The 26,348-nt window shown below is 39.5% G+C and carries 22 protein-coding genes and 4 tRNA genes; 13 read left to right on the top strand and 13 right to left on the bottom strand.

The window, feature by feature from the left end; translation table 11 throughout:
- Positions 1–2: 2 nt before the first annotated feature.
- The 4 genes from ftsI to MKL38_RS11635 all read right to left on the bottom strand — a co-directional run bounded on the left by ftsI (position 3) and on the right by MKL38_RS11635 (position 3,966).
- A complete protein-coding gene (ftsI, locus tag MKL38_RS11650) occupies positions 3–1,835 on the bottom strand; it encodes a penicillin-binding protein PBP3 (protein WP_270903334.1) in 1,833 nt (610 codons plus the stop codon).
- 11 nt (positions 1,836–1,846) lie between these two features.
- Positions 1,847–2,179 carry a cell division protein FtsL gene (gene ftsL, locus MKL38_RS11645; RefSeq protein WP_003653828.1) on the bottom strand — a complete coding sequence of 111 codons (333 nt, stop codon included), beginning with the start codon at positions 2,177–2,179 and terminating at the stop codon, positions 1,847–1,849.
- Entirely contained in the window at positions 2,179–3,102 is a 924-nt protein-coding gene (rsmH, locus tag MKL38_RS11640; RefSeq protein WP_005044059.1) for a 16S rRNA (cytosine(1402)-N(4))-methyltransferase RsmH, read from the bottom strand. The genes ftsL and rsmH overlap by 1 nt, the downstream gene beginning before the upstream one ends.
- Positions 3,103–3,360: 258 nt before the next feature.
- Positions 3,361–3,966, bottom strand: a complete 606-nt coding sequence (locus MKL38_RS11635; RefSeq protein WP_270903333.1) for an NAD(P)H-dependent oxidoreductase — start codon at positions 3,964–3,966, stop codon at positions 3,361–3,363.
- 122 nt (positions 3,967–4,088) lie between these two features.
- Between MKL38_RS11635 and MKL38_RS11630 the strand changes: the two genes are divergently transcribed.
- Positions 4,089–4,688 carry a TetR/AcrR family transcriptional regulator gene (locus MKL38_RS11630; RefSeq protein ID WP_270903332.1) on the top strand — a complete coding sequence of 200 codons (600 nt, stop codon included), beginning with the start codon at positions 4,089–4,091 and terminating at the stop codon, positions 4,686–4,688.
- A gap of 88 nt (positions 4,689–4,776) precedes the next feature.
- Here MKL38_RS11630 and MKL38_RS11625 read toward each other — a convergent pair whose 3' ends face one another.
- Positions 4,777–5,775, bottom strand: a complete 999-nt coding sequence (locus MKL38_RS11625) for a sulfate ABC transporter substrate-binding protein (protein WP_270903331.1) — start codon at positions 5,773–5,775, stop codon at positions 4,777–4,779.
- Positions 5,776–6,174: 399 nt separating this feature from the next.
- Here MKL38_RS11625 and MKL38_RS11620 point away from each other — a divergent pair, with 399 nt between their 5' ends.
- The 8 genes from MKL38_RS11620 (at position 6,175) to MKL38_RS11585 (ending at position 11,205) form a co-directional block, all read left to right on the top strand.
- Positions 6,175–6,474 (top strand): hypothetical protein, encoded by a 300-nt coding sequence (locus MKL38_RS11620; protein ID WP_004639749.1) that lies wholly within the window; start codon positions 6,175–6,177, stop codon positions 6,472–6,474.
- Positions 6,475–6,589: 115 nt separating this feature from the next.
- The gene (gene gltX / locus MKL38_RS11615) at positions 6,590–8,098 is read left to right on the top strand and encodes a glutamate--tRNA ligase (protein WP_270903330.1); all 1,509 of its coding nucleotides are present in this window, start codon (positions 6,590–6,592) and stop codon (positions 8,096–8,098) included.
- Positions 8,099–8,155: 57 nt separating this feature from the next.
- Positions 8,156–8,231, top strand: a tRNA-Ala gene (locus tag MKL38_RS11610).
- A 25-nt stretch (positions 8,232–8,256) separates the two neighbouring features.
- Positions 8,257–8,332: transfer RNA gene (locus MKL38_RS11605), tRNA-Glu, on the top strand.
- A gap of 129 nt (positions 8,333–8,461) precedes the next feature.
- Positions 8,462–9,883: an amino acid permease gene (locus MKL38_RS11600; RefSeq protein ID WP_270903329.1), complete on the top strand. Its 1,422-nt coding sequence runs from the start codon at positions 8,462–8,464 to the stop codon at positions 9,881–9,883.
- Between the two features lie 119 nt (positions 9,884–10,002).
- Positions 10,003–10,902, top strand: coding sequence for a hypothetical protein (locus tag MKL38_RS11595; protein ID WP_270903328.1), 900 nt, complete (start codon positions 10,003–10,005; stop codon positions 10,900–10,902).
- A 121-nt stretch (positions 10,903–11,023) separates the two neighbouring features.
- Positions 11,024–11,099 (top strand) — tRNA-Glu (locus MKL38_RS11590).
- A 30-nt stretch (positions 11,100–11,129) separates the two neighbouring features.
- A tRNA-Glu gene (locus MKL38_RS11585) sits at positions 11,130–11,205 on the top strand.
- 91 nt (positions 11,206–11,296) lie between these two features.
- Here MKL38_RS11585 and MKL38_RS11580 read toward each other — a convergent pair.
- Positions 11,297–12,244 (bottom strand): hypothetical protein, encoded by a 948-nt coding sequence (locus MKL38_RS11580; RefSeq protein ID WP_045433461.1) that lies wholly within the window; start codon positions 12,242–12,244, stop codon positions 11,297–11,299.
- Positions 12,245–12,518: 274 nt separating this feature from the next.
- Here MKL38_RS11580 and MKL38_RS11575 point away from each other — a divergent pair, with 274 nt between their 5' ends.
- Positions 12,519–12,857 (top strand): hypothetical protein, encoded by a 339-nt coding sequence (locus MKL38_RS11575; protein WP_231762410.1) that lies wholly within the window; start codon positions 12,519–12,521, stop codon positions 12,855–12,857.
- Positions 12,858–12,875: 18 nt separating this feature from the next.
- Here the strand turns inward: MKL38_RS11575 and MKL38_RS11570 are convergent, their stop codons facing one another.
- The 5 genes from MKL38_RS11570 to MKL38_RS11550 all read right to left on the bottom strand — a co-directional run bounded on the left by MKL38_RS11570 (position 12,876) and on the right by MKL38_RS11550 (position 20,189).
- Positions 12,876–13,820, bottom strand: a complete 945-nt coding sequence (locus tag MKL38_RS11570; protein ID WP_017390939.1) for a cation diffusion facilitator family transporter — start codon at positions 13,818–13,820, stop codon at positions 12,876–12,878.
- Between the two features lie 132 nt (positions 13,821–13,952).
- Positions 13,953–17,111 carry an efflux RND transporter permease subunit gene (locus MKL38_RS11565; RefSeq protein ID WP_270903327.1) on the bottom strand — a complete coding sequence of 1,053 codons (3,159 nt, stop codon included), beginning with the start codon at positions 17,109–17,111 and terminating at the stop codon, positions 13,953–13,955.
- Positions 17,101–18,318 carry an efflux RND transporter periplasmic adaptor subunit gene (locus MKL38_RS11560; protein ID WP_270903326.1) on the bottom strand — a complete coding sequence of 406 codons (1,218 nt, stop codon included), beginning with the start codon at positions 18,316–18,318 and terminating at the stop codon, positions 17,101–17,103. The genes MKL38_RS11565 and MKL38_RS11560 overlap by 11 nt, the downstream gene beginning before the upstream one ends.
- Before the next feature lie 2 nt (positions 18,319–18,320).
- Positions 18,321–19,736 carry a TolC family protein gene (locus tag MKL38_RS11555; RefSeq protein WP_270903325.1) on the bottom strand — a complete coding sequence of 472 codons (1,416 nt, stop codon included), beginning with the start codon at positions 19,734–19,736 and terminating at the stop codon, positions 18,321–18,323.
- Positions 19,737–19,790: 54 nt separating this feature from the next.
- On the bottom strand, positions 19,791–20,189 hold the full coding sequence (locus MKL38_RS11550; RefSeq protein ID WP_209831790.1) for a cation efflux protein, CzcI-like: 399 nt from the start codon (positions 20,187–20,189) through the stop codon (positions 19,791–19,793).
- A gap of 156 nt (positions 20,190–20,345) precedes the next feature.
- Here MKL38_RS11550 and MKL38_RS11545 point away from each other — a divergent pair, with 156 nt between their 5' ends.
- A complete protein-coding gene (locus MKL38_RS11545; protein ID WP_270903324.1) occupies positions 20,346–21,038 on the top strand; it encodes a hypothetical protein in 693 nt (230 codons plus the stop codon).
- 101 nt (positions 21,039–21,139) lie between these two features.
- Here the strand turns inward: MKL38_RS11545 and MKL38_RS11540 are convergent, their stop codons facing one another.
- Positions 21,140–21,733, bottom strand: coding sequence for a hypothetical protein (locus tag MKL38_RS11540; protein WP_198078470.1), 594 nt, complete (start codon positions 21,731–21,733; stop codon positions 21,140–21,142).
- A gap of 179 nt (positions 21,734–21,912) precedes the next feature.
- Positions 21,913–23,574 (bottom strand): energy-dependent translational throttle protein EttA, encoded by a 1,662-nt coding sequence (gene ettA / locus MKL38_RS11535; protein ID WP_003653862.1) that lies wholly within the window; start codon positions 23,572–23,574, stop codon positions 21,913–21,915.
- 296 nt (positions 23,575–23,870) lie between these two features.
- Here ettA and MKL38_RS11530 point away from each other — a divergent pair, with 296 nt between their 5' ends.
- Together MKL38_RS11530 and MKL38_RS11525 are read left to right on the top strand one after the other, a co-directional pair.
- Positions 23,871–25,148 (top strand): O-acetylhomoserine aminocarboxypropyltransferase/cysteine synthase family protein, encoded by a 1,278-nt coding sequence (locus MKL38_RS11530; protein ID WP_270903323.1) that lies wholly within the window; start codon positions 23,871–23,873, stop codon positions 25,146–25,148.
- Positions 25,149–25,421: 273 nt separating this feature from the next.
- Positions 25,422–26,312: an SDR family NAD(P)-dependent oxidoreductase gene (locus MKL38_RS11525; RefSeq protein ID WP_198078468.1), complete on the top strand. Its 891-nt coding sequence runs from the start codon at positions 25,422–25,424 to the stop codon at positions 26,310–26,312.
- The last annotated feature ends 36 nt before the right edge of the window (positions 26,313–26,348 follow it).

Here is a 26,348-nt window from a genome sequence, read left to right as displayed (position 1 = left end):
GCTTACCTGCGAATAGGGTTTTCTGGAGTATCAAGGGGCTTATCAAGCGGTACGTTCATTAAGCGCAATGATTCTTGCATAATGCGTGCAAAAACAGGGGCAGCAACCAAACCACCGTAATAACGGCCTTGCGGGTTTTCAACCACAACAATAACTGCTAAACGCGGGTCACTAATTGGGGCTACACCAGCAAATAAAGCACGGTATTCATTATTTGAATAACCTTTACGGTCTGCACGAAGTTTATGCGCCGTACCAGTTTTACCACCCACGCGATAACCCGGAATATTAGCTTGTTTTGCAGTACCACCAGGCATAGTCACCTGCTCTAGCATAAGCAAAACCTGATCGGCAATTTTTGGAGCAAGAACTTGCTCACCTTTAGGTGCCTGATCTAACTTATGTAGGCTTAAAGGCATTTTCTCGCCATGATTTGCAAGCATTGCATAGCCTTGCGCCAACTGGAGAATAGTCGCATTTAGACCATAACCATAAGCCATGGTACCAATTTGGGAAGAATTTAATTTACTTGCCGGTAGCACCAAACCTGAGCTTTCACCTGGAAATTTCACAGCCGAGCGTTTACCAAAACCAGCACGATTAAAGAAGCTCGGCAATTTTTCTTTTGGAAGCGACAATGCAATTTTTGCAGAACCCACGTTTGAAGACTTTATAATTACGCCACTTACAGTTAATGCACCATAATTATGAGTATCACGAATCGTATGCCAACCTAAACGCATTGAACCCGGAGAAGTGTTTACAATCGTATTTGGCGTATATTGTCCAGTTTCCAGTGCCGCAGAGACAGTAAATGGCTTCATGGTTGAACCCGGTTCGAACATATCAATCGCACCGCGGTTACGCATGGCATCTTTATTAGATAAACCGTTTTTGTCATTTGGGTTATATGACGGCCAACTGGTCATTGCCAAAATTTCGCCAGTTTTAACATCTACAGCAATAGCTGTTGCCGAACGAGCGTTATTTGCAACACCAGCAGCTGTTAATTCACGGTACATAATGTACTGCAAACGGGAGTCAATACTTAAAGTGATGTTTTCGCCCGGCTCACCCTCACGAATAACCTCTGAAACTTTTAAACGGTTTCCGCGCTTATCACGAATAATTTTTTGCTCACCATCCACACCTGACAGCTGTTTATTGAGCTGCATTTCCAAGCCTTCAATCCCTTGGCCTTCACTATTGGTTAAACCAATAATCTGGGCATTTGGCTGTGGTTGAGGATAATAACGCTTATACGTTTTCTCGGCATATACCCCTTGAAAGTTACCCTTCGTAATGAGGTCTGCCTGTTGCGGTGGTATTTCTTTCTTCAAAACCAGATAACGAGAACGTGGTCGTGCATTCATCTGTTTTTTAAGATCAGCACGGTCTAAACCAACAACATCCGCCAATTCATCAAGATTCAAATTTTTATCGGGTAATTGTCTTTTTAATTTACGATTATTCGGATCTTTCTTTAATTCTTCTGTAATTTGGTCATATAAGTGCTTCGTATCGAAATAATCACGTGGATCCATTACGATTTTCATGATCGGTGTACTAATTGCCAAAGGTACCCCATGGCGGTCACTAATCACGCCACGCATCGCTTCTACACGCTCAGTACGCAAAATATTGGCATTGGCCTTGTTTTGTAAAAAATCCTTATTAATTACTTGTACATAAAATGCACGTGCAATTAAAACAACAAAACAGAGCAACACTACTGCCCAGAGCAGATAAAACCGCCACATATCAAAGGCAAGAGTTGGTTTTTCCGAAATAGACTGCTGTTTTTTCCGTGTTTGTTTTGTTCGCTTATCTACCATACAGCAAGGCCTTACTTATTTTGCTCTGAGGTCATTGGTAAAGAAATTACCACCGTTTCTGCAGCCGGTGGAGAAAACATCCGTAGCTGAGTTACAGCACGCGTACCAATCTGTGCTGTTGCACCAAAGGTTTGTTGCTCAATGAGCAAACGCCCCCATTCAGCATTGAGATCATCACGTTCGCGCATATAAGAGCTAAGCTCTCTATAATCATGACGATATTCAAATACTTGAAATACCACCATCATGGCACTTATAAAAACAAGCGCCACCAATACTGTATACACAACAACTTTTTTCACCACGTTATTTTCTGTGGTTGCGATTTCATCACTGCTTTTCATTACGCGCCTTTTTCTTCCAAGCGTTCAGCAACCCGAAGCCATGCACTACGTGAACGAGGGTTCGCTTTTACTTCTTCTTCACTCGCACGAACCCGTGAAATTTTCTTTAATCTTCTTGTATCTACCCGCTGCTCAGGCATTCCCCAACCGAAATCTTCTGCTAACGTAGATTCTTTTTGAATAAACTGCTTAATCAGTCGATCTTCAAGAGAATGAAAACTAATAACAGATAAACGTCCTTCCGGTTTTAATAAGTCTACAGCTTGCGGCAAAAACAGTTCAATATCTTCTAGCTCTTTATTAATAGCAATTCGAATAGCCTGAAATGCACGTGTCGCTGGATGTTTATGTTTTTCCCATTTTGGATGAGCAGTTTTAACAACTTCCGCCAATTGGGCGGTCGTTTCTAGTTTTCCAGCGAGTTTAATGGCTTTAGCAATACGTCGACTATAACGCTCTTCACCATATTGATAAATAATATTTGCTAATTGTTCTTCTTCAATTTTAAGTAACCACTCAGCCGCAGTTAAACCCTTAGAATTATCCATTCGCATGTCCAACGGACCATCTTGCATAAAGCTAAAACCACGCTCAGCCTGATCAAGTTGAGGAGATGAAACCCCTAGATCAGCCATAATTCCATCAACACTCATCACGCCAATTTCCTGCATCTTCTCTTTGATATCAGCAAAACTGGCATGAATGATCGTAAATCTTGAATCTTCTTGGGCCAAAGCAGCAGCAACTTCCAATGCTTGAGGGTCTTTATCAAATGCGTACACTCGTGCATTTTCATCAAGTTTAGAAAGCAATAAACGTGTATGCCCACCTCTTCCGAAGGTTGCATCGATATACACCCCAGTTGTGCGATCTGCCAATAAGCTCTCAATGGTCTCGGAAAGTAAGACAGAAATATGCGACATAGGTGTTAAATCATAGCGTGAAAATGTAACTGCACATTATCACCTTGTTTATGACCAACGCCAAACGGCTTTTTGTAGGAAAATATTAATTTTTCATAGATAAAACCGTTTTGTTAGCACTTTTTAAGCAAAATAAGAAACCAAGAATAATTTTTTATAGCTAAATACAAATTTATAAAAATTATTATTAACCGCTTTACCTAAAAAATTCTCTTTTTCCTTTACGCTTATTCCGTTAGAGACTCTCACGGATTTACCTTAGGACGAGATGAGCTGGCAATCTTTTTCGGCATATTTACCGATTTGATTTAACCATTTTTGCCGTTGGTCTGAACTTGCTCCCCGCACTGTTCCAATATAATTAACTTTGACTCTGCTGACCCCACAAAATTGCAAAGTCGCTTTTTTAAGTTGACGAGTACTTGGTTCACCATAGTACCAACGATAAAACCAGCCTGGCTGGTCTAAAGTAGTAATGAGTCGTGCTGATTTGGAGTGTAAATGACCAATAACACGATTGCTGTTTTCTCGGTAACTAAATACAAGATTTGGTAAAAAGAGTCGGTCAATAAAACCTTTAGCTATGGCTGGAAGTCCTCCCCACCAGACAGGAAAGAACCACACCAAATGATCAGCGGCTTGAATTTTTTCCAACGCATTCATTAAATCAGGTTCCAGATCCATACGTTTCTCATAACCATATTTTAAATTAGGCTCGAAATCCAACTTAGCAATTTCTATAAGATCTACGTGAACACCTAATGTTTTTACGTGTGCTACATAGTTGTGAGCTAATGCATGATTAAAACTGATATCGGATGGATGACCATTAATAACTACAATACTTTTAGAGAGTTGAGACATATATCGCCTTTATTGTCGCACATTCAAATATCAAGTGATATCTGAAATAAATAAGTAGCGAAAATATCTTATAAAAATTAAGATAACAAGTGATATCTCAACTATTATTTGATCTGGCTCTTATGACTCTTTCTCGCAATGAAAAACAGATACAAACTCGACAGCATCTCATTGAAGCTGGGTTTGCTCTCATTTCTGAATTTGGTTATAACGCGGTATCAATCAGGAATCTTTCTAAACAAGCAGGTTATACTCAAGGTGCCTTCTACTCTAATTTCAACAATAAAGAAGCGTTTTTACTTGAGCTGATGGAGCTTCAATTCGCTAAAGAAAATTTACAATTACAAGAAATATTTACAAATGCTCCTTCAAATACAGAGCAACTAATTGATTCATTGCGTCAGTGGCTGAAGGTTTTTTTTACAAACGATGAATGGCTGAAGATATCAATAGAACTACAACTATTTGCTGCACGTGATATTACCTTCGCCGAGGAGTATCAAAAGGTTTGGAAAACTCATCAGCAAGAAGTAACCAAGATCATGAAACAATTCTTTTCTTTAATGCAGATGGCTGAGCCTGATGACTATGATTCTATTGTTATAGAGCTTGTATCATTAAGTTATGGGCTAGCTTTACAATATATGATTTTTAAAGACGATGTAGACCACTACATTAATATCTTTATCAGCACCTTATTAAAAAGATTGGGTAATTTCTAAATTAATCAAAAATTAGATGTGAAAATCTTAAAATTCAAAAAAGCCGCTTAATTATTAAATAAGCGGCCACATGGAAAAACTTAGTTAATTACTGCTTCCCATCATAAATTTGATCAAAGACAGCTCCATTAGCAAAGTGAGTTTTCTGAGCTTTCGCCCAACCACCGAACACATCGTTAATAGTAAATAATTTAATTTTTGGGAATTGGGCTGCATATTTTGCTGCCACTTGAGCATTACGTGGTCGGAAATAATGTTTAGCAGCCAGCTCTTGCCCTAAAGGTGAATATAAAAAATTCAAATAGCCTTTTGCTAAAGTGCGGTTCCCATCTTTATCAACGGTTTTATCGACAATTGCGACGGAAGGCTCTGCCAAAATTGAAATTGATGGGTAAACAATTTCATATTTGTCTTTATCAGGTCCTTTCGTTGCCAATAAAGCTTCGTTTTCCCATGATAATAAAACATCACCAATGCCACGTTCGGCAAATGTTGTTAGCGAACCTCGTGCTCCCGAATCAAGTACTTTTACATTGTGATAAAGTTTTTTAACTAACTCACGAGCCTTGGCATCATTACCACCCGGTTGTTTTAAGGCATAACCCCACGCAGACAAATAAATCCAACGAGGTGCGCCACCTGTTTTAGGATTAGGGGTGATAATTTCAACACCCGGTTTTGTTAAGTCACTCCAGTCACGTATATTTTTCGGATTACCTTTTCGTACTAGGAATACAACAGTCGAAGTATAAGGTGCAGAATTATTCGGAAATTCTTTTTGCCAATTCGGCTGGATAAAACCTGCTTTCACAATCTCATCAATATCATTCGCTAACGCTAACGTTACAACATCAGCTTCTAATCCAGTAGCCACCGCCCGAGCTTGTTTACCAGATCCACCGTGCGACTGTTTAAATTCAACATCTTGCCCCGTACGCTGTTTCCATAACTTCCCAAAAGCCTGATTATATTCTTGATAAAATTCTCGGGTCGGATCATAAGAAACGTTTAAAAAAGAAGTAGCAGCCTGAGCTGCTGTTGCCATTCCCAAATATACAGCTACAGCCATTATTGATATTTTTTTCATTTACAAAATCCATCATTGGTTTTAGTTTTACTATATTTTTAATTTTATAATTTACAATCAATTACTTATATTAATATATTTTTTATTAATCTCTTTAAAATATATAGATTAAGATGTCTAAGTTATTTCATTTTTGAAAAGTTTTGTAATTATCCTTACAACTTAATGAGGGCCTTCACTTTATCTACACATTAATTTGTTAAATAATGAAGCGCAAAGGATACATATGGCCTACATTTGGGTCGACCAGATTAAAATATAGATAATTTTTGTAAAAAGTGTGACGCAGTTCCACTTTTTTATTAAGATTTATGTTTAAATCGTAGCATTACCGTAATTTTACATTTCGTTAAACTCAAAAAATAGATGAAATGTAATGAACAGAGGGGATGATTAATAATGAAAATTCATTATGGAAAAGCGTTAAGCTTAAGTTTGGTGCTGGGTTTGGCATCACAGTTTTCTGCAGCAGCAGTACTTAAAGATACTCCAAACAAAACTGGCTCAGATAAGCAGACTTCGCTTATTGAAAAAGCTTTAGATCAACAGAAACGTAATCCTATTGTATTACCTTCCACAAATGATGAACTTAAAGTACTCAATTCAATTCGCGTTACCCCCACTCAAAACTTTCTTGCTGCTCAACACGAACGTTTTTCACGTTTTGTTCAGGCGATCTTCCAGCCGCATGCATCTTAAATTCTGAAACACCCCTCACCGTTTCAGCTTTAGCCCAGTCTGATGTTAAATAAAACGTCAGAATACTGGGCTTTTTCGTTATAATAGTTTCAATTTTTATTTTGACCCATTACCTATGAAAGTTCGTACTCGTATTGCACCATCCCCTACTGGTTTTCCTCATGTCGGCACCGCCTACATCGCCTTATTTAACATGTGTTTTGCGAAACAACATGGCGGAGAATTTATTTTAAGGATTGAAGATACAGACCAACTTCGCTCTACACCAGAGTCTGAAAAAATGATTTTGGATTCATTGCGTTGGTTAGGTCTAAATTGGTCGGAAGGTCCAGATGTGGGAGGTCCTCATGCACCGTATCGTCAATCTGAACGTATGGGAATTTATAAGCAATATGCATTAGAACTTGTTGAAAAAGGTCATGCTTTTTATTGTTTTGCTACAGCTGAAGAACTAGATCAGATGCGTGCAGAACAACAAGCACGTGGTGAAACACCAAAATATGACGGTCGTGGGTTAAAACTTTCTCAAGAAGAAGTGACTCGTCGCTTGGAAGCGGGCGAACCACATGTCATCCGTATGAAAGTACCTGAAGAAGGTATTTGTAAATTTAATGACTTATTACGCGGGGAAGTTGAAATTCCTTGGGCGCAAGTCGACATGCAAGTTCTTCTTAAAAATGATGGGTTACCGACTTATCATTTAGCGAATGTGGTCGATGACCATTTAATGGAAATCACTCATGTATTGCGTGGTGAAGAATGGCTTCCATCAGCACCGAAGCATCAGTTGCTTTACCAATATTTTGGTTGGGAAATGCCAACGCTCTGCCACATGCCATTGTTGCGTAACCCAGATAAATCAAAATTATCTAAACGTAAGAACCCGACATCAATTAACTACTACCGCGATATCGGTGTATTACCAGAAGCCTTGTTAAACTATTTAGGCCGTATGGGCTGGTCAATGCCGGACGAAAAAGAAGTGTTCACCTTACAAGACATGATGGATAACTTTGATATTCAACGTGTATCACTAGGTGGACCAATTTTTGATGTTGAAAAATTAAATTGGCTTAACGGTCAATGGATCAAAGGTTTAACCCCTGGTCAACTGTTAGACCGTTTATTAACTTGGAAGAGTGATCGAAGCACTTTAGAAGATATTGCTGCAGCCATTCAACCGCGTATTAATTTGCTTTCAGAAGCAGTGAATTGGGCTGGTTTCTATTTTAACCATATGCCACAAATCACAGCAGAAATGTTTGAAAGTAAAAAGTTGACACCTGAACAGGTTCGTCAAAGTCTACAATTTGCAATTTGGCGTCTTGAAGGCCAGTTCACTTGGAATAATGACACTGTTAGCCAAACCCTAATGGATCTTGCGAACCAGATGGAGATTAAATTACGCGATTTCATGCCAGCGTTCTTTATCGCAATTGCGGGTTCAACCAGTTCAACACCTGTAATGCAGTCAATGGTCACCCTTGGACCTGATTTAACTTTCGCTCGTTTACGTCGCGCTTTAGAAATTGTGGGTGGACCAAGCAAGAAAGAAGTTAAAAATTGGGAAAAACTCAATGAGAGCTTAAAATTGCCGAAAAATGAAGCAACTAGCGAAGTTTAATTCATTTTTTAGTTGACGTGTGAGCGCATTCAACCTAATATTGCGCTCACACAAACTGGGGTCATAGCTCAGTTGGTAGAGCGCTACAATGGCATTGTAGAGGTCAGCGGTTCGATCCCGCTTGACTCCACCACGCTCCTTTGTGTTTGCCTCATCAAGTCCCTATCGTCTAGAGGCCTAGGACATCGCCCTTTCACGGCGGTAACCGGGGTTCGAATCCCCGTAGGGACGCCATATTCTGCTTTATAAAATTATAAAAAGACTCTATCGTCACCTTACTGTTTATTCTTTATCTCTTTCTAGATTGCACATTTGTCTATTTTATCTAAAATAGCGTCTTTCTTAATTCTCTCAATGTGTAATATGCAGCCATCTGACAATCAACTAGATGCTCATCAGCATCAGAACAGTACTGCACCTTTAAAAAGAGCCATGAGTACTCGCCATCTTGTTATGCTATCACTAGGCGGGGCAATCGGAACTGGTTTATTTTTAGGTTCAGGGGAAGTCATTTCACAAACTGGAGCTATTGGCGCAATTATTGCCTATATTCTTGGTGGCGCGATCGCTTATATGGTCATGCTTTGCCTAGGAGAGCTTGCTGTACACATGCCTGTTTCAGGCTCTTTTGGTGCCTATGCCAAAAAATATATTAGTCCTAGTACAGGCTATATGATTTCTTGGATGTACTGGCTGACCTGGACTGCAACGCTTGGAACTGAATTCACAGCCGCAGCATTACTCATGCAGGAATGGTTCCCACATATTTCAATGTGGATCTGGACAATTGTTTTTGCAATCACTATTTTTGGCTTAAATATTAGTTCAACTCGCATTTTTGCTGAGTCTGAGTTTTGGCTAGCTCTTGTTAAAGTCATTACCGTGATTGCTTTTATTGTGCTCGGCCTATTAGCAATTTTTGGTTTAATTCCTTTTCATGGCAGCCAAACTGCACCGCTATTTAGCAACCTTACAGCCCAAGGCTGGTTCCCACATGGTTTAATTCCTATTTTTACTACCATGTTAATTGTTAACTTTGCTTTCTCAGGAACCGAATTAATTGGCGTAGCCGCAGGTGAAACCAAAGATCCGGCCCAAAATGTACCCAAAGCAATTAATGCGGCGATTTGGCGTCTTCTTATTTTCTTTGTGGGGACAATTATTGTTATTAGCGCTTTACTTCCCTTCCAGCTTGCAGGTTTAGGCGGTGAGGGCGTAAGTAGTAGTCCTTTCGTTACTGTATTTAATTATATTGGCATTCCATATGCGGATGACATTATTCGGTTTGTAATTATTACCGCCCTACTTTCGGCAGCAAACTCAGGCCTTTATGCCGCTTCACGTATGATGTGGTCACTGTCGGAACAAAAATTATTACCTAGCGTATTTGCTACACTCTCAAAAAGTGGAACACCTATTGTTGCCCTAGTTGTTACAATGTTTGGAGCAATTCCAGGCTTGTTATCAGAGCAATTTGCCCCAGAGACTATTTTTAAAAATCTGCTTGGCGTTGCAGCATTTACTATGGTTATTGTCTGGATGAGCATTTGTTTAAGTCAATTTAATTTCCGTCGCCAATGGTACAAATCTGGCCATACAGTTAAAGACTTACAATATGCTGCTCCATTATTTCCTATCGTCCCGATTTTAGGTTTTATTTTCTGCTTTATTACCTGTTTAAGTATGGCAGCAGACCCTGAAATGCGTGCTGGTTTCGTAGGCTGCCTTATTTTTACAGCTTTATGTTATGTCAGCTATTTTATTTTTTACCGCAATAAAGTCTAAACCACTCTTATTCAATGAAAGTGTAGCAAAAAGCTACACTTTTTTTTGTCTACACACTAGTTTTATATAACATACCGTTGTAGATTAAAATTTATATTAAAAACAATTCCTTGTATAGAATGAAAATTATATTTATCCATGGGATGAATCAACAGAATTACACATCACACCGCTTAAAAGAGCATTGGTTAAAAGTATTTAAGCTCGGTCTAAAGCAAATGCCTTGCAAAGTTAACGTACGCGATCTTCATATTCATATGCCATTTTATGGCGATTTGATGAATAAATATGAATTAAGTAATCAATTAGATCTTACAACTTTATTACCTAAAACATTTCTAAATAATTATTTACCTATTCATTTACATGAGAATAATCCCCCAACGAAAGAGCACACCCCATTTATTCCCTTATTGTCGCCATCAACGGATCAAGCTGAAAAAAGCTTTTCAGAACGACTCTATCTGACCTCTCAGCTCGTAAAGGATCGAGTACTCAAAGAATTGGTTGTTCTTTTAAACAACTTTCCAAAATTGCATGAGAGTTTGATACAGCAGTTTCTGATTGAAACTTATATGTACTTATCTAATCCTGAATTTATGCAAGAAGTGAATGAGCGGATTTTAAAGAAAATGCGAGAAGATGATGATTATATTGTCGTTGCGCACTCTCTCGGCTCAGTTATTGCTTATCGGTTATTTTCCGATCCTTCTTATCAATTTTCAGTTAAACGATTTATAACTTTAGCCTCCCCTTTATCTTTTCGCGTCATTCAAAGTAAGCTTCCGAGTCCAATTGTCAGACCAGCATGTATTGACGGTGAATGGTTTAATTTTTATTCTCAAGATGATTTTCTGACTGCATTTCCATTATCTGAGGCTCCTTATAACTTTGATCCACCTATTATTAATCAGAAAATTTTTACCTTCGCTAACCAACCACATGAGATTTTAGGATATTTACAACACCCCTCCGTGATAAAGGCAATTATTGAACCTTTTCAGAAAAAAGAGGGCTAAATGTATATATTTTCTACAATTTGAGTTATTTTTAAGCGCTTGATAGCTTTTTTTAATATTTATTCAGAAAACTATTTGACACTTTTATTAAATCGACCTAATATACGCCCACCTCTGAAACGTCCCTATCGTCTAGAGGCCTAGGACATCGCCCTTTCACGGCGGTAACCGGGGTTCGAATCCCCGTAGGGACGCCAGTAATTTTTTCAGATGTATGCCTCATATAAGTCCCTATCGTCTAGAGGCCTAGGACATCGCCCTTTCACGGCGGTAACCGGGGTTCGAATCCCCGTAGGGACGCCAAATTCTAAAAAGCCACTGCATAACGTCAGTGGCTTTTTTCTTGCCTAAAAAAATAAAAAGCCAATCAATGATTAGCTTTTCATATGCTCCATTAGCTCGCAATTCCCACTTGTACTTCAAGGCGACCCGATTGTACCCGTAGTCCTCTAATTTCAAATTGATCTACCAATTGCTGGACCAACTCTCGGCTTTCTCTCAAAATATTTAAGCCAGGTAAAATACTAAAATCAGTCAAACTCAGAAGCTTTTCAACCATCCATGAACGGTTATTAATAAAATCAATAAATCCTGCTTGCTCTAGGTCAATAAACCACATACGGTGACCGTCGCGCTGGATGCCAGGAATATCGCCAATCAAGTGATTAATGAGTGATGGAATCGGTAACATATTCACGACTTCAAAACCAACTCGACCAATACGGCGCACAGCCCAGTTTGATAGCGTTCCCCCATGGCGGATCTGAACATCGAGGCTCTCATCCATTTGACGTAGGCGCAAAAATTTTTCCTGCCCAATACGGCATTCCAATACTTTAAAATCTAAACTTAAACGATACATGAAACGATGGTAATGCCCATCGATCTCGACTTGGAAACTATCATTGCCACACTTGATTTTAATATCATCAATTTCAGAACGATCTATGCGCTTACGAATTTGATTGTTTAATAGCATTTCCGGTAAATACAGCGTTAAGGTGCTCTTCCCCAAAAATGTACGTGCCATGATCAACGCGACTTGACGTGCAGTTTCACTGGTTTCAGACACCATATCTCTCACAGTGCCTGCCGCCAGATTTGTCATTCCGACAACTCCACGTCTGGTGTGAGTGGTCACTTGGTCGAGCGCATCTAATGCAGCATCCGCGACCCCTGCAATATTACGTGTCGTATCACTAGCGAACCCGACCGCATCTTGGGCATGTTGCAATGTCTTATGCAGTAATCGACGAGATAATGACGGTTTTGCGGTATCTGGGTTATCTACAGCCGATGCTGTTGTTGTAGGCTTCGACTCATTGTCATCTTGTTGACCCAAGTCCCTCTCTCCTTTTTATATTTATTTCACATCCTATTTATGAGTATTTAAGCTCATTTATAGTGCTAATCACACTTCATTTTTCTGTAGATTAGCATGCTCTACAATATTATTTTATTTTTTATGTGTACGCATAAATCATCTGCTTTTTGTATTTCCTTGTTTATTCAAAATTAATTTTTTGCTAGCTCAAAGCACTTCATCGATATCTTACAAATTTTTTTCTTTTTCGACATTTCCGTTAGAATAGATTCAAACTGAATGTGGAGTTCCTATGCAATACCGTTGCCCTCAATGTCAAAGTGTTAAAATTATGCCTGTAAGCCAAGGCATTAACAGCGTAAAACCAACTGTTCCTAAAAGCCTTGCTATCTTAATTCCTGCAATTTTTATGCTTTTACTCTTGGTTATTATTAGCATTTTTATGTGGATTTTTGGCAATGGTGCAAGCAGCTCTCTTCAAATTGCAACAGTAGTTGTTTTTGTTGTGACTGTAGGGGCAGGTTTTATGTTCTGGCGTGATTTACCAGACTTTAAACTGTCTATGCAAGCATTTATGCAGTCACAAAAACATTGGAAATGCCGTGACTGCAATAACGAGTGGGAAATCTAATCAATTATTCACATCAGTTTAATGCTGATGTGAATGTGCTTCGTCAGCATGTTCATGGGGAGCATGCTGGGCAGTGTGCTGACAGTTAATCTCCTCGTCATCTTCAATTTGCAAAGTAACCTCTGCAATCCCATGTTCATGAGATAGCATTTCAACTGCTTCATTATAAAGCCTTGTACGCTCTGCTTCTGGCGCAAACAAGTGCACCGTTAAATGAATATTTTTAGACGTAATAGCCCATACTTTAAGTTGATGAATACTTTCAACGCCATTTAAAGAAAGCAGATCTGTACGTAATTTCTCAATATCCACTTCTTCTGGCACACCTTCGAGCAAAATATTAATGCTCTGTTTAAGCAAAATCCATGTTCTTGGTAATACCCAAAAGCCGATGAGTACGGCAATAAGCGTGTCAATCCAGTACCAGTTGGTGAAATAAATCGTTATTGCCGCGATGATAACTCCTACCGAACCCAATGCATCGCTTAAGACCTCTAGATAAGCACCTTTAACATTTAGACTAGAGTTAGCACCCGACATTAAAATTTTCATTGAAATGAGGTTAATTACTAAGCCAACCGTTGCCACAATAAGCATACCCACACTTTGGATTTCAGGTGGCTTAGAGAACCGGATATAGGCCTCATATAAAATATAAACTGCCACCACAAAGAGCATGAGCGCATTAAATAAAGCTGCCAAAATTTCAAAGCGCTGATAGCCAAAAGTACGCTTATTATCAGCGGGACGTTTTGAAATTTGAATGGCAACCAAAGCAATTGCCAAAGCAGCTGCATCTGTAAACATATGTGCAGCGTCAGAGAGCAATGCCAAACTTTGTGTGATTAAACCTGCAATGACTTCAACAATTAAAAACGTTGTAGTAAGAGCTAAGGCAATTGTTAATTTTTTAGCATTACCTTCAGTCACTACTGCATGACTATGATCATGTTGTCCACCCATGTTGCGGACTCCTTATTATTTATCTTTATGGTGAGGTAAAAGTAACAATGAATGCATTATTATTTTTACCTCTTTCAAACACTTTTTTGACTCAAGTTCTGTAATCAAAAAAGATATCTTAAATCGATGACATTATGAATGCTCAGCGCTTTTCGCCTTGCTTTCATTCATCCATCGATAAATGACTGGTAATAAAACCAGAGTTAATATCGTAGATGAAATAATGCCACCAATAACAACCGTTGCCAAAGGTCGTTGCACTTCTGCACCGGTTCCTGTTGCCAAAGCCATTGGAATAAAACCAAGCGAAGCAACACAAGCCGTCATTAGAACGGGTCTTAAGCGTAAGATCGCCCCATTCCAAGTTGCAGTTTGAATATCAAAGTTTTCTCTAAGCTCTTTAATAAAACTCAGCATCACCAGGCCATTCAAAACAGCAACACCCGATAAAGCAATAAAACCGACACCCGCCGACATTGAAAGTGGAATATCCCTCAGCCAAAGCGCGATAATGCCACCCGACAAAGCAAACGGAACGCCGCTAAACACCAACAGACTTTCTTTAATGTTATGGAATACAGCCATGAGTAAAATGAAAATCATAGCAAGCGCTAATGGAACAACAATTTTCATTCGTGCTGCAGCTGAAGCTAGATTTTCAAACTGACCTCCATATTCCAACCAATACCCTGCTGGTAGTTGTTCTTTTGCGAGCGTTGTTCTTAGCTCTTGAACAAATGATCCTAAATCACGGCCTTCTACGTTAGCGGTAATAATGACACGGCGCTTACCATTTTCACGTCCTACCTGATTTAAGCCTGAGGTACGTTCAACTTTAGCCACATCTTGAAGCTGGATTAGACCACCATTTGGTAATTGAATCGGAAGTTGGGCTAAATTTTGAATGGTACGTTGCTGATCCTCTAAGCGAATTTCAAAATCGAACCGTCTATCACCTTGTAAAATCTGCCCTACATTTTGTCCACCGACACTTGCCGCCACAATATCTTGAATGGCTTTGGCAGATAATCCATATTGCGCGGCCAAAGGACGATTAATTTCGATACTTAACACAGGCAAACCGCTCGTTTGTTCTACCTTAACCGCTGTAGCACCAGAAATAGTCTGTATCTTTTGGGCCAATGTCTGAGCCTGCTCATTAAGCACTTGCATATCATCGCCAAAAATCTTGACGCCAATATCGCTACGAATGCCTGAAATCAGCTCATTAAAACGCAGCTCAATCGGTTGAGAGAACTCGCTGTTATTGCCTGGTAATGTCGCCAAGAAAGCCTGCATACGCGAACGTAGTTCATCTAGCGTTTCTTTAGAGTTTGGCCATTGATCATGAGGTTTAAGTAAAATGACTGCATCAGAGATATTAGGTGGCATCACGTCAGTTGCAACCTCAGCTGTCCCTGTTCGCGCAAAAACAGCCTTTACCTCTGGAAAGTTTTTCAAAATGAGCTTTTCGGTATTTTCTTGCATTCGCAAAGACTGCTCGAGTCCAGTGCTAGGTGAACGCATTTGCTGTAAGGCGAAGTCACCTTCACTTAACTGGGGAGCAAATTCACTGCCCATTTGGGTCGCTAACACACCTGTGAGCACTAAAATACTTAATGCAAAACTAAGAACCACAATCTTAAGTTGATAAGCCTGATCGAGAATATCTCGATATTTCTGCTTTAAAAGCAGCATCCAACGTGTTTCTTTTTCTTTCACTTCACCCGTAACAAAAAGAGCAACTGCCGCAGGTACAAATGTCACAGAAAGAATCATGGCACCCAATAACGCCATAACCACGGTCATTGCCATCGGATGGAACATTTTGGCTTCAACGCCAGATAAAGCAAAAATAGGTAAATAGACCACTAAAATAATCATTTGCCCAAAAATAAGCGGTCGGCGGGCCTGTTTTGCTGCAAGGAAAACTTCTTTGAATCGCTCAGTACGTGTAAGTGGTCGATGTAAAGCATGCTGTGCTTCTGCTAGACGTCGAATACAGTTCTCTACAATAACAACCGCACCATCTACAATAATCCCGAAATCAAGCGCTCCTAGGCTCATCAGGTTGGCACTAATGTTTTGCTCAGCCATTCCCGTAAGGGTAAATAACATCGAAAGTGGGATAACACAGGCAGTAATTAAAGCTGCTCGGAAATTTCCCAAGAAAATAAACAGAATCACAATAACCAGAATCGCCCCTTCTACGAGGTTCTTCTGTACTGTTGCAATTGCTTTGTTTACCAAACTCGTCCGGTCATAAACCGTTTCGATTTCTACACCTTTAGGTAGGGTAGATTGGATTTCCTTAATTTTGGCATCAACCGCCTGAGCAACGGTACGGCTGTTCTCCCCCATCATCATCATGGCTATGCCAAGAACAGTTTCTTCACCATTGTAAGTTGCAGCGCCTGTTCTTAAATCATGCCCAATAGAGACATTCGCCACATCTGCCACACGAATTGGTAAACCATTTTTAGTGCTTACAGTAATGTTTTGAATATCTTCAACACTACTTAGCATGCCCGGAACACGAACAGTGAGCTGCTCGCCATTCTCTTCAATAAAACCTGCACCGCGATTTTCATTATTTTCTTGCAAAGCAGTTTGAAATTCATTAATTGAAATTTGCAGCTGCTGCAAACGTTTTAAATCAGGAGAAACAATATAGGTTTTATTGTAGCCACCAATACTGTTAATTTCGGCTACGCCTTTCACCCGCTGTAATTGAGGACGTACAATCCAATCCTGAATTTCGCGTAAATCCATAGCTGTATAGGCTGTACCATCAGCTTTTTTAGCACCAGCTTTTGCTTTTACGACCCATTGGTAAATTTCACCTAATCCCGTTGAAACAGGAGACATAACTGGATCAACTGATTCAGGTAGTTGTCCGTCCGCCTCTTGTAAACGCTGGTTAATCAGTTGTCTTGCCCAATAAATATCTGTTCCATCTTTAAAAATGATGGTGACTTGAGAAAGTCCATAACGGGAAATAGAGCGAGTCTGTTCCAGATTAGGAATTCCGGCCATCGCATTTTCAATAGGATAGGTAATCCGCTGTTCGACCTCTAAAGCGGTATATCCATTTGCTTGAGTATTAATCTGGACTTGAGCATTGGTAATGTCTGGAACCGCATCAATAGGAAGCTTTTGATAACTCCAGATTCCGACTCCAATCCATGTCAGCACAAATAGCATGACCCAAATAGCATTTTGAATAGCAAACTGAATAACTCTGTCAAATAGTCCTTCGGGTTTGGGCAGTTCGGGTTTATTAATGTCCATGCTCCGCCTCTCCTTTTTCCAGTTCGGATTTCAGCAAGAAGCTGCCTTCTGCAACATAGCGCTGGCTTGGATTAATACCTTTTACAACTTCAACCCACTGACCATCTTTAGAACGTTGCCCCAACTGTACCGTGACAGGTTCAAACTCAAAGCCTGTTTTAACCATTTTTGGAGTAAAGATAACGTCTTTACCTTCAACTTGCTGGATCGCTTGTGCTTTTACACGTGTTACTTTTTGCGTTGAACCTGAATTTAGCTCAACGTTAACCATTAGGTTTGGACGTAATTCACTATTATTTGCTAAAACCTTAGCACGAACTTGTAAGCGCCCTGTCTGAGCATCAGCCTCTGTTGTTAAGCTTTGAACCTGTGCAGTAAATACATTCCCAGTTTGCAACGATTTAAATTCAATTTGCTGATTTGGCTGCACATTCATATTTGCGGTGCTTGGTAAAATAAACTCCAGCCACAACTGATCAAGTTGATTAATAATAAAAAGCTGGTCTGCTAGCTGTACGTTTTCACCTACCACAATATCTTTATTACTCACCATGCCAGCAATTGGCGCTGTTAAGGTGTAGCGTCCTCCTGAACCGGAACCTGCGCCGAATGCACTTAAACGTGAGCGAGCTGCTTTAACTTGTATCTGTGCTTGCTGGTAAGCGTTATAAGCTCTTTGATAGTCTTGTTTAGCAGAAATTCCCTGAGACCATAAGCTACGTTCACGTTCATAGTCCTGACGCGTTAAATCAAGATTAGACTGTGCAATTTGCAAATTAGCTTGTTGATCGACTAGATCTGGAACCAATAAGTTTGCGAGAGCCTGACCCTTTTTAACTTGTTGTCCCAATTCAACATAGACCGCTTCGACACGACCACTAAAACTTGGTGAGACATGGGCTTGACGGTCAGTATTTACAACCAGCTTGGCTGGATAGGTTTGAAGCTGAGCAACTTCACCTAATTCAGCCTGTTCAATTTTTAAATTTTGTTCCTGCATTTGTTGAGCAGTGAGCATCAATGGTTTTTCACCCTCTTTATTATGTCCTTCACCCTCTTCTTCAGCATGCTCATGCTCTTCTGAGGCTTCAGAAGAGGCAGGTTTATTTTTTGAATTTAAAACGAGCAGACCGATTAATATTGCAGTGATTGCAGCAATCACTCCCACCCAAAGCCATTGAGAATTTTTCTTTAAATTTGTCGACATTATTATTCTCCTGCCTGAGTTGGGAATGTTTGACTTTGTTGCCAAGCACGTTGATTGAGTTGCATTAAGGCATCTTTCGCCATGATCTGTTCTGGTTCTAACCCAAGACGCAAACTTTGAATTTCAATTGAATTTTGCCAAGCCTGTTTTAATAGCTCGACTTTACGTAAACGGACATCTTGCAATTGCATGGTGGCTTGCTGAACATCGGTAACGGCGAACTTACCCAAACGGAAACCTTGTAATGTTTTTTGTTGGACTTGAGCCGCAAGAGGAACTTGCTGATCATTCAGTTGTTTAAACTGGATGCGTAAACCTTTCAATTCAGACATCAAAGTCTCAATATCTGCTTGATTCTGCTGTCGATAAAAGGTTTCCTGACGTTGAGACAGCTCTTGTTTGGCCTGAGCAATCTTGATTCCGTATTGCTGGCGATTAAAAAGATTTAAAGGAATTTCCACACCTAAACGAATTTGGTTATCTGTACTCTGCTCTGGAGAGCGAGTGTTATTAACACCCAAAGTTACGGTAGGTTGTGGTCTTGCTTTTGCTTTAAGCTGTTGAATATTGGCTTGCTGTGCAAGAGAATCTAACTGGAAAGAGCGCTCCAATAAATTATTTTGTGAATCTTGGCTTGGTTCTACATTTGCTGCCAGCGCCCATAATTGGTTTGGACTTTGGAATAGCTGAAACTGACTTGAACCACCACCCCATAAGTTCACCAATTGTTGTTTCGCAACTTGGAGTTTTAAATCGACTTGTTGGTATAAACGCTGATTTTCCAAGTGAGACATACGCACTCGGTCTACATCAACTTGCGCAATACTGCCTGCCTGATAACGCTTTTCTGATGCTTGTAAATTTTCTTGGCTGACGAATAGCTGCTCGCCAATGAGAGACTTTTCAAGCTCAAGCAAAGCCACTTGCGACCAAAAATATTTAACGATTAATCCAAGTTCAGCTTGATAACGCTGCTCAGCCAAATCAATTTTTGATATTTCCACTTTTGCTAAGTTTTGCGCAGCCTTACGTTGTCCAAAAAGATCTAAAGGCTGAGAAATACCTATCGCAAGTTCTTTTTCTTGATCACTCTGGAAACCTGTTTGCTCAATGGAAAGACTTGGGTTGGCCCATAAACGACTTTGCTTTAAATTAGCCTCAGCCATTTGCTGCTGTGCTTGCCAAACACCTTGCTGACTTTGATATTTTTGTACCTGCTCTAAGGCTTGGTCAAAAGTAAATGCTGCTTTTTGAATATAACGTTCTTGTTGAATCTCAGACTGAGCCATCGTTACTTGTGCAGCCAATAGCATGGCAACAGATAGACTTGAGATGGTTAAAACTTTTTTTAACGTTATCTTAACGTTACTCTCTAAGTGATAAGTAGAACTCACTCGATTTGAAAAAATAGAAGACATGTTTTTGCCCCGCAATAAATAAGAGATGCGGTGGGCTTATTTTGGCTACCCCACCTATAGCGGGGTTAAAACAGGAGGAGGTTTTAAAGCAGTAAGATGGGGTGACTGGTAAGAATTAGACCAGTGATAAATTTGTGAGAGTTCCTGCACATGTACTACAGGTGCTTCAGCTTGTTTTGCAACTTCAGTCATTACAACATGAAAACATGAAGGCAAATGATCATGGTGATCTTGCAAATTTAAGGGAGCTTTATGAGAGGTGTTTCCGGCATCGTTCTGTTCAGCATGCGTTTGATGTGAAGTTTGATAAACATTCAAAGCTGCATGATGCCCGAAATGATGCAATGCTTTTTCCTGATTTTCATGCGCGCAAAATGCTGCTGCCACATTCCATAAACTCTGGAATATAAGCAAACTAAACAAGACGGACATAAAAATTGCGGAACGTGGCAAAAGCGCACCATTAAACTAAAAAGTTGAACAAAGCCACTATAACAGGCAGTAGGCATGTAATAAAATTACAAAACCTCGATTCATACCCCCACCTTTTAATTTAAAACTTATCTCACGTTAGACGAGACAAAAATAACTTATTATTGAGCAATCATTATGTACAAGCTTTTTTCTGCATCTATATTAACAATTTGCCTTGGCTTAACTGGCTGTGCAACGTCAATGCTATCATCAGCCTTGCCCGATGAAACAACTCAAGTTCAGACAAATACTCTAAAAACAGATCAAATTATTGCCCTAGGCCAGGCAGTTAAAAATCAGCAGGAACAAGGATTAGTATTTATAGGTCAAGACTATAATTATTTAATGACTGATGGTAGCGCAGAGTTTCTAAAAATTATTAAAACCATTCCAGCCACCGAAAGAACGCTTAATATCCCCTCTCCACTTGTACTCACCATGGATGATCCAAATCATTTTCACGGAGTAATACAAGTTCGCTATAATACACGTATGGGAAATCTAAATGAAAAACAAAAAGATATGTTAAAGGGTTTGGGTTTTAAACAGAATTTTGCCATGCTCCAAGCTCAAGAGAATACCCCATATCCCTATATTAATATTCTTTTCAAAGGGCAACTTTATGACACTAAGGACCTAAAAGATATTCAACAAAAACTAGTAACCCCATACGTGGTTGAATTACAGGAAAAAATTGAAACAACTAAGAAACATCCATTCAAGCGTGCAACCCGCAAGGTTTTGTACCCTTTAGCAATGACCTTTGATGTAATTGTTTTTGCACCCTCTTTAATATGGGCAGATTTACATGGTGACTTTAATAAATAAAGCACTGAAATTCCTAAAACAAAAAAACCAGCCCTTAGGCTGGTTTTTAAATAACGGACAATATTTCATCCGCCAATAGCTTATTTACTTAAACTAGATGCTTATTGCTGTTTTTGTAAGTCAGAAGAAAAACGAATCACAACATCATCAACAACTTTATTAAATGCTTCGTTGATCGACATTGGTTGCACATTTTCAATAGGCGCTTTTTTATTTCCAACGGTTGTTAAAATCATATGCGGGTAACGCTCAGATGTTTCTTTACCTTGAGCATCAACATAGTTAAATTTAAACTCATATTTATCAGCAATCGCATTACCAACAGCACCAAAAGTCAGACCAGTTAAAACCCCTTTACCCGCAGCCTCACCTAAATCAGCCACATTATTCGCGGTTAAATGTAATTTTGCCTGCTTCTCGCCATTTGACTGAGCTGTTGGAGAAAATACGCCTGTTGCTCTTAAACTACGCTCAACTGCTGATTGTAGCTCTTTACCTGCTTTTGGAACAACCGCTCCATTTCTTTGAAATTCAGTAGTTAAAAACACTGGAATAGGTTGAGCCGGTTTTTTAATATCCGAATAGGTAACAGACTTATAAGCAGGATCAACATAAGATTTTACTGAAAGACATCCAGTAAGTTGTGTAGCAACAGCTACCCCTAAAGCAATAGTATAAAGTTTAAATTTTTTCATGATTTTCCAGAAAGGTATATTTACCTTTTAATAAATTAAGACTTAATATTAATCTTAATAAATCAAAAATATAAGTATAAATTCAATCACTTTAAGAAATTTTAATTTCTTATTCCTTAATATTTTTGATAGAAAATAAAAAAACCAGCCCTTAGGCTGGTTTTTTAAATTAACAGAGATTAACCGCTAATTTTTTTGTATTTGGTACGTTTTTGAGCAGCATCATCACCTAAACGTGACTGGCGATATGCTTCATATTCAGCATAGTTACCAGCGTAGAATTCCGGCTGTTCATTTTCAAATGACAAGATATGTGTCGCGATACGGTCAAGGAACCAACGGTCATGCGATACCACCATTACCGTACCTGGGAATACAAGAATTGCATCCTCAAGTGCACGTAAAGTTTCAATATCCAAGTCGTTTGATGGCTCATCCAGTAAGATTACGTTTGCACCTAACTGTAAGATCTTCGCAAGTTGTAAACGGTTACGCTCACCACCAGACAATTCACCCACACGTTTTTGCTGATCTTGACCTTTAAAGTTAAAACGGCCGATATAAGCACGTGACGCGATTTCGTAATCACCGATTTTTAAGATATCTAAACCGCCAGAAACTTCTTCCCAAACAGTTTTATTATTATCTAGAGTGTCACGGATCTGACCAACATAAGCAACTTTAACCGACTCACCTAAGGTCACAGTACCTGTATCAGGTTGCTGTTCGCCAGTCATCATACGGAATAAAGTCGTTTTACCTGCACCGTTTGGACCAACGATACCAACAATCGCTGTTGGAGGTACGGTAAACGTTAAGTTTTCGTACAACAAGCGACCATCAAATGATTTACTGATGCCTTCCACTTCCACAACTTTGTTACCCAAACGTGGGCCAGGTGGAATATAGATTTCAGATGTTTCATTACGTTGTTGGAATTCTTTAGAGTTAAGCTCTTCAAAACGTTCCATACGCGCTTTGTTTTTCTTTTGCTGACCTTTCGCATTTGAACGAACCCATTCAAGTTCTTTTTTCAATGCTTTAGCAAAAGATTCTTCTTGTTTATTTTCCTGCTCTAAACGAGCATTCTTTTGTTCTAACCAAGAAGAATAGTTACCTTGATAAGGAATACCCATACCACGGTCAAGTTCAAGAATCCACTCAGCCACGTTATCCAAGAAATAACGGTCATGCGTAATCGCAACGATAGTGCCAGGGAAATCTTTCAAGAAACGTTCTAACCAAGTTACAGATTCTGCATCCAAATGGTTCGTCGGTTCGTCCAGAAGTAACATATCTGGCTTAGAAAGCAATAAACGGCAAAGTGCAACACGACGGCGTTCACCACCTGAAAGTAATGATACGTCTGCATCCCAAGCTGGAAGATTCAAAGCATCCGCAGCAATTTCAAGCTGGTTGTTTAGGTTATGTGCATCCCAAGCATGGATAATTGATTCTAATTTTTCCTGCTCTTTTGCAAGTGCATCAAAATCTGCATCTGGATCTGCATATTCTGCAAAAACTTGATCAAGACGTTCTAATGCATCTAAAGCTTCACGCACGCCATCTTCAACGTTACCACGAACGTCTTTAGTCGGATCTAGCGGTGGTTCTTGCTCTAAATAGCCGATTTTAATTCCAGGTTGTGCACGAGCCTCACCAGAGAAATCTTTATCTACGCCAGCCATAATACGAAGCAAGGTAGATTTACCTGCACCGTTCAAACCGAGCACACCAATTTTGGCACCCGGGAAAAATGATAAAGAGATGTCTTTTAAGATTTCGCGCTTTGGCGGAACCATCTTAGACACTCGGTTCATCGTATAAATATATTGGGCCACGCAGGACTCCTCAATTGAAAAACCAGTACATCGCAATAAGCGATAAATAATCGCGCGTATTATACGCTGAAAACCTCTTTGACTTGAAGTTATGATTTCCATCGTACGGATTTATCAAACAATTTTCTTTTTCAATAAGTTGCAAAATGTTTATGTATAAGATTTATACAAGGTTTCAGCGTATATTTTTCTATCTTTATTCCTAAAATTAGAAAACAAACCAGAATTTCTGCAATTTTCAAGATGAATTTTAGGCTAGACTCGCTCAATATTTAACTCACGAAGATGAAGTAATCATGACTTATAAAGATGAAACCTTAGCCATTCATGCAGGCTATTCACCAGAGGCGACCACAAAAGCTGTTGCAGTCCCTATTTATCAAACCACATCTTATGCATTTGATAATACCCAGCACGGCGCTGACCTCTTTGATTTAAAGGTTCAAGGTAATATTTATACCCGTATTATGAACCCAACCACCTCTGTGCTTGAACAGCGTCTTGCCGCGCTTGAAGGTGGAATTGGTGCTTTAGCATTAGCATCTGGTATGGCCGCAATTACCTATGCTATTCAAACGATTACCGAAGCGGGAGACAATATCGCCTCGGTCTCAACATTGTATGGTGGAACCTATAACTTATTTGCCCATACCTTACCGAAACAAGGAATTGAAGTTCGTTTTTTTGATTACCAAAAGCCTGAAAGCTTACGTAACTTAATTGATGATAAAACCAAGCTTGTTTTTGTTGAGTCGATTGGCAACCCACTCGGAAATATTATTGATCTAGAGGCCATTGCTAAAATTGCTCATGAATATGGTGTTCCAGTCGTTGTAGACAATACCGTTGCCACCCCTGCTTTATTAAAACCATTTGAATATGGTGCCGATATCATCATTCATTCTCTTACAAAATATATCGGTGGTCATGGCAATAGCATTGGCGGTGCGATTGTCGATAGCGGAAAATTCCCTTGGGGTAAATATCCGGAACGCTTTAAAGTTTTGAACACGCCTGACCCAAGTTATCACGGGGTTAATTATGTCGAAGCATTAGGTGAAGCAGCTTATATTGCACGAGCTCGCGTAGTTCCATTACGTAATACAGGCGCGGCAATTAGCCCTTTAAGTGTGTTCTTGATTTTACAGGGTCTAGAGACTCTAAATTTAAGGATGGAACGCCATACTGAAAATGCTCAAAAAATTGCGGAATATTTGCAGAATCATCCAAAAGTAAAATGGGTGAATTATGCAGGCCTCAAAGATCACCCACAGCACCAACTGGCTCAAAAATATGTAAAAGGCAAGCCTTCTGCAATTTTGTCTTTTGGTGTGCAAGATGGTCTCGAAGGCGGTACTCGCTTCATCGATGCACTACAACTGTTTACTCGTCTCGTAAATATTGGCGATGCAAAAAGTTTAGCTTGCCACCCTGCAACGACAACTCATCGCCAGCTCAACGAACAAGAACTTAAAGCTGCGGGCGTAAGTGAAGATATGGTCCGTCTTTCGATTGGTATTGAGCATATCGATGACTTAATCTCCGATTTAGATCAAGCCCTTTCAGCTGTATAACTTTTAAACTACCTAACAAGCCTCTGGAAACAGAGGCTTTTTTATTTTCTGCTCATGACAGGACTAAAAACAATTAATGGATTAAGATACTATTTTAGAGTTTTTACTCTAAATAAATTGTTAAATTTCATATATTTACAGACTAGACAATTTTTAAACATCTATTAAGATAAGAACTATATTTATGAGTTCATTTGGATGAACCTACGGTTGTAAAAAATAAAAATTACATACCGGAATAAATAGTCCCTGCCCCTACTTAGGTAAAATGCTGTGAATAAAAAATTAGAAGCTCTGTTCCAGGAAAAGGTACAAGATAAAGTCATTTTAGTGACAGGCGCCTCGAGTGGAATCGGATTAACGATTTCAAACAAACTTGCTGATGCTGGTGCTCATGTTTTACTTGTTGCCCGTACTCAAGAAACTTTGGAAGAAGTAAAAGCAGGTATTGAAAGTCGTGGCGGTAAGGCATCAATTTTCCCATGTGATCTCAACGATATGGATACGATTGATCAAGTATCTAAAGAAATTTTAGCTACGGTTGATCACATTGATATTTTAATTAATAACGCCGGTCGCTCTATTCGCCGTGCCGTACATGAGTCTTATGATCGTTTCCATGACTTTGAACGCACGATGCAGTTAAATTATTTTGGCGCAGTGCGCTTAGTTCTCAATATTTTGCCTCATATGATTCAACGTAAAGATGGGCAAATTATTAATATTAGCTCGATTGGTGTGTTAGCAAATGCGACTCGCTTCTCTGCCTATGTCGCATCTAAAGCTGCTCTCGATGCATTTAGCCGCTGCCTATCAGCTGAGGTTCATGCACATAAAATCGCGATTACTTCAATCTATATGCCGTTGGTTCGTACTCCAATGATTGCACCAACCAAAATTTATAAATATGTACCAACACTTTCACCTGAGCAGGCTGCTGACTTAATTGCTTATGCAATTGTGAAACGTCCAAAACGTATGGCAACCAACTTAGGGCGTTTAGCTTCAATGACTTATTCGGTTGCACCGGGTATCAACAATATGTTTATGTCGATTGGCTTCCGCTTATTCCCAAGTTCGGATGCAGCAAAAGGTGAAAAAGCTGAAAAACTGAATTGGGCACAAAAAGCATATGCACGAATTTTCCCAGGCGAACACTGGTAATTTTGAGTTAATCGCATAACGAATAAAAAAGCGCCT

It is taken from the genome of Acinetobacter sp. AOR14_HL (assembly GCF_027855175.1).
In the GTDB taxonomy this organism is placed as follows: Bacteria; Pseudomonadota; Gammaproteobacteria; order Pseudomonadales; family Moraxellaceae; genus Acinetobacter; species Acinetobacter calcoaceticus.
The sequence above is the reverse complement of the archived record's forward strand: the minus strand, read 5'-3'. Positions and strand labels throughout refer to the sequence as shown.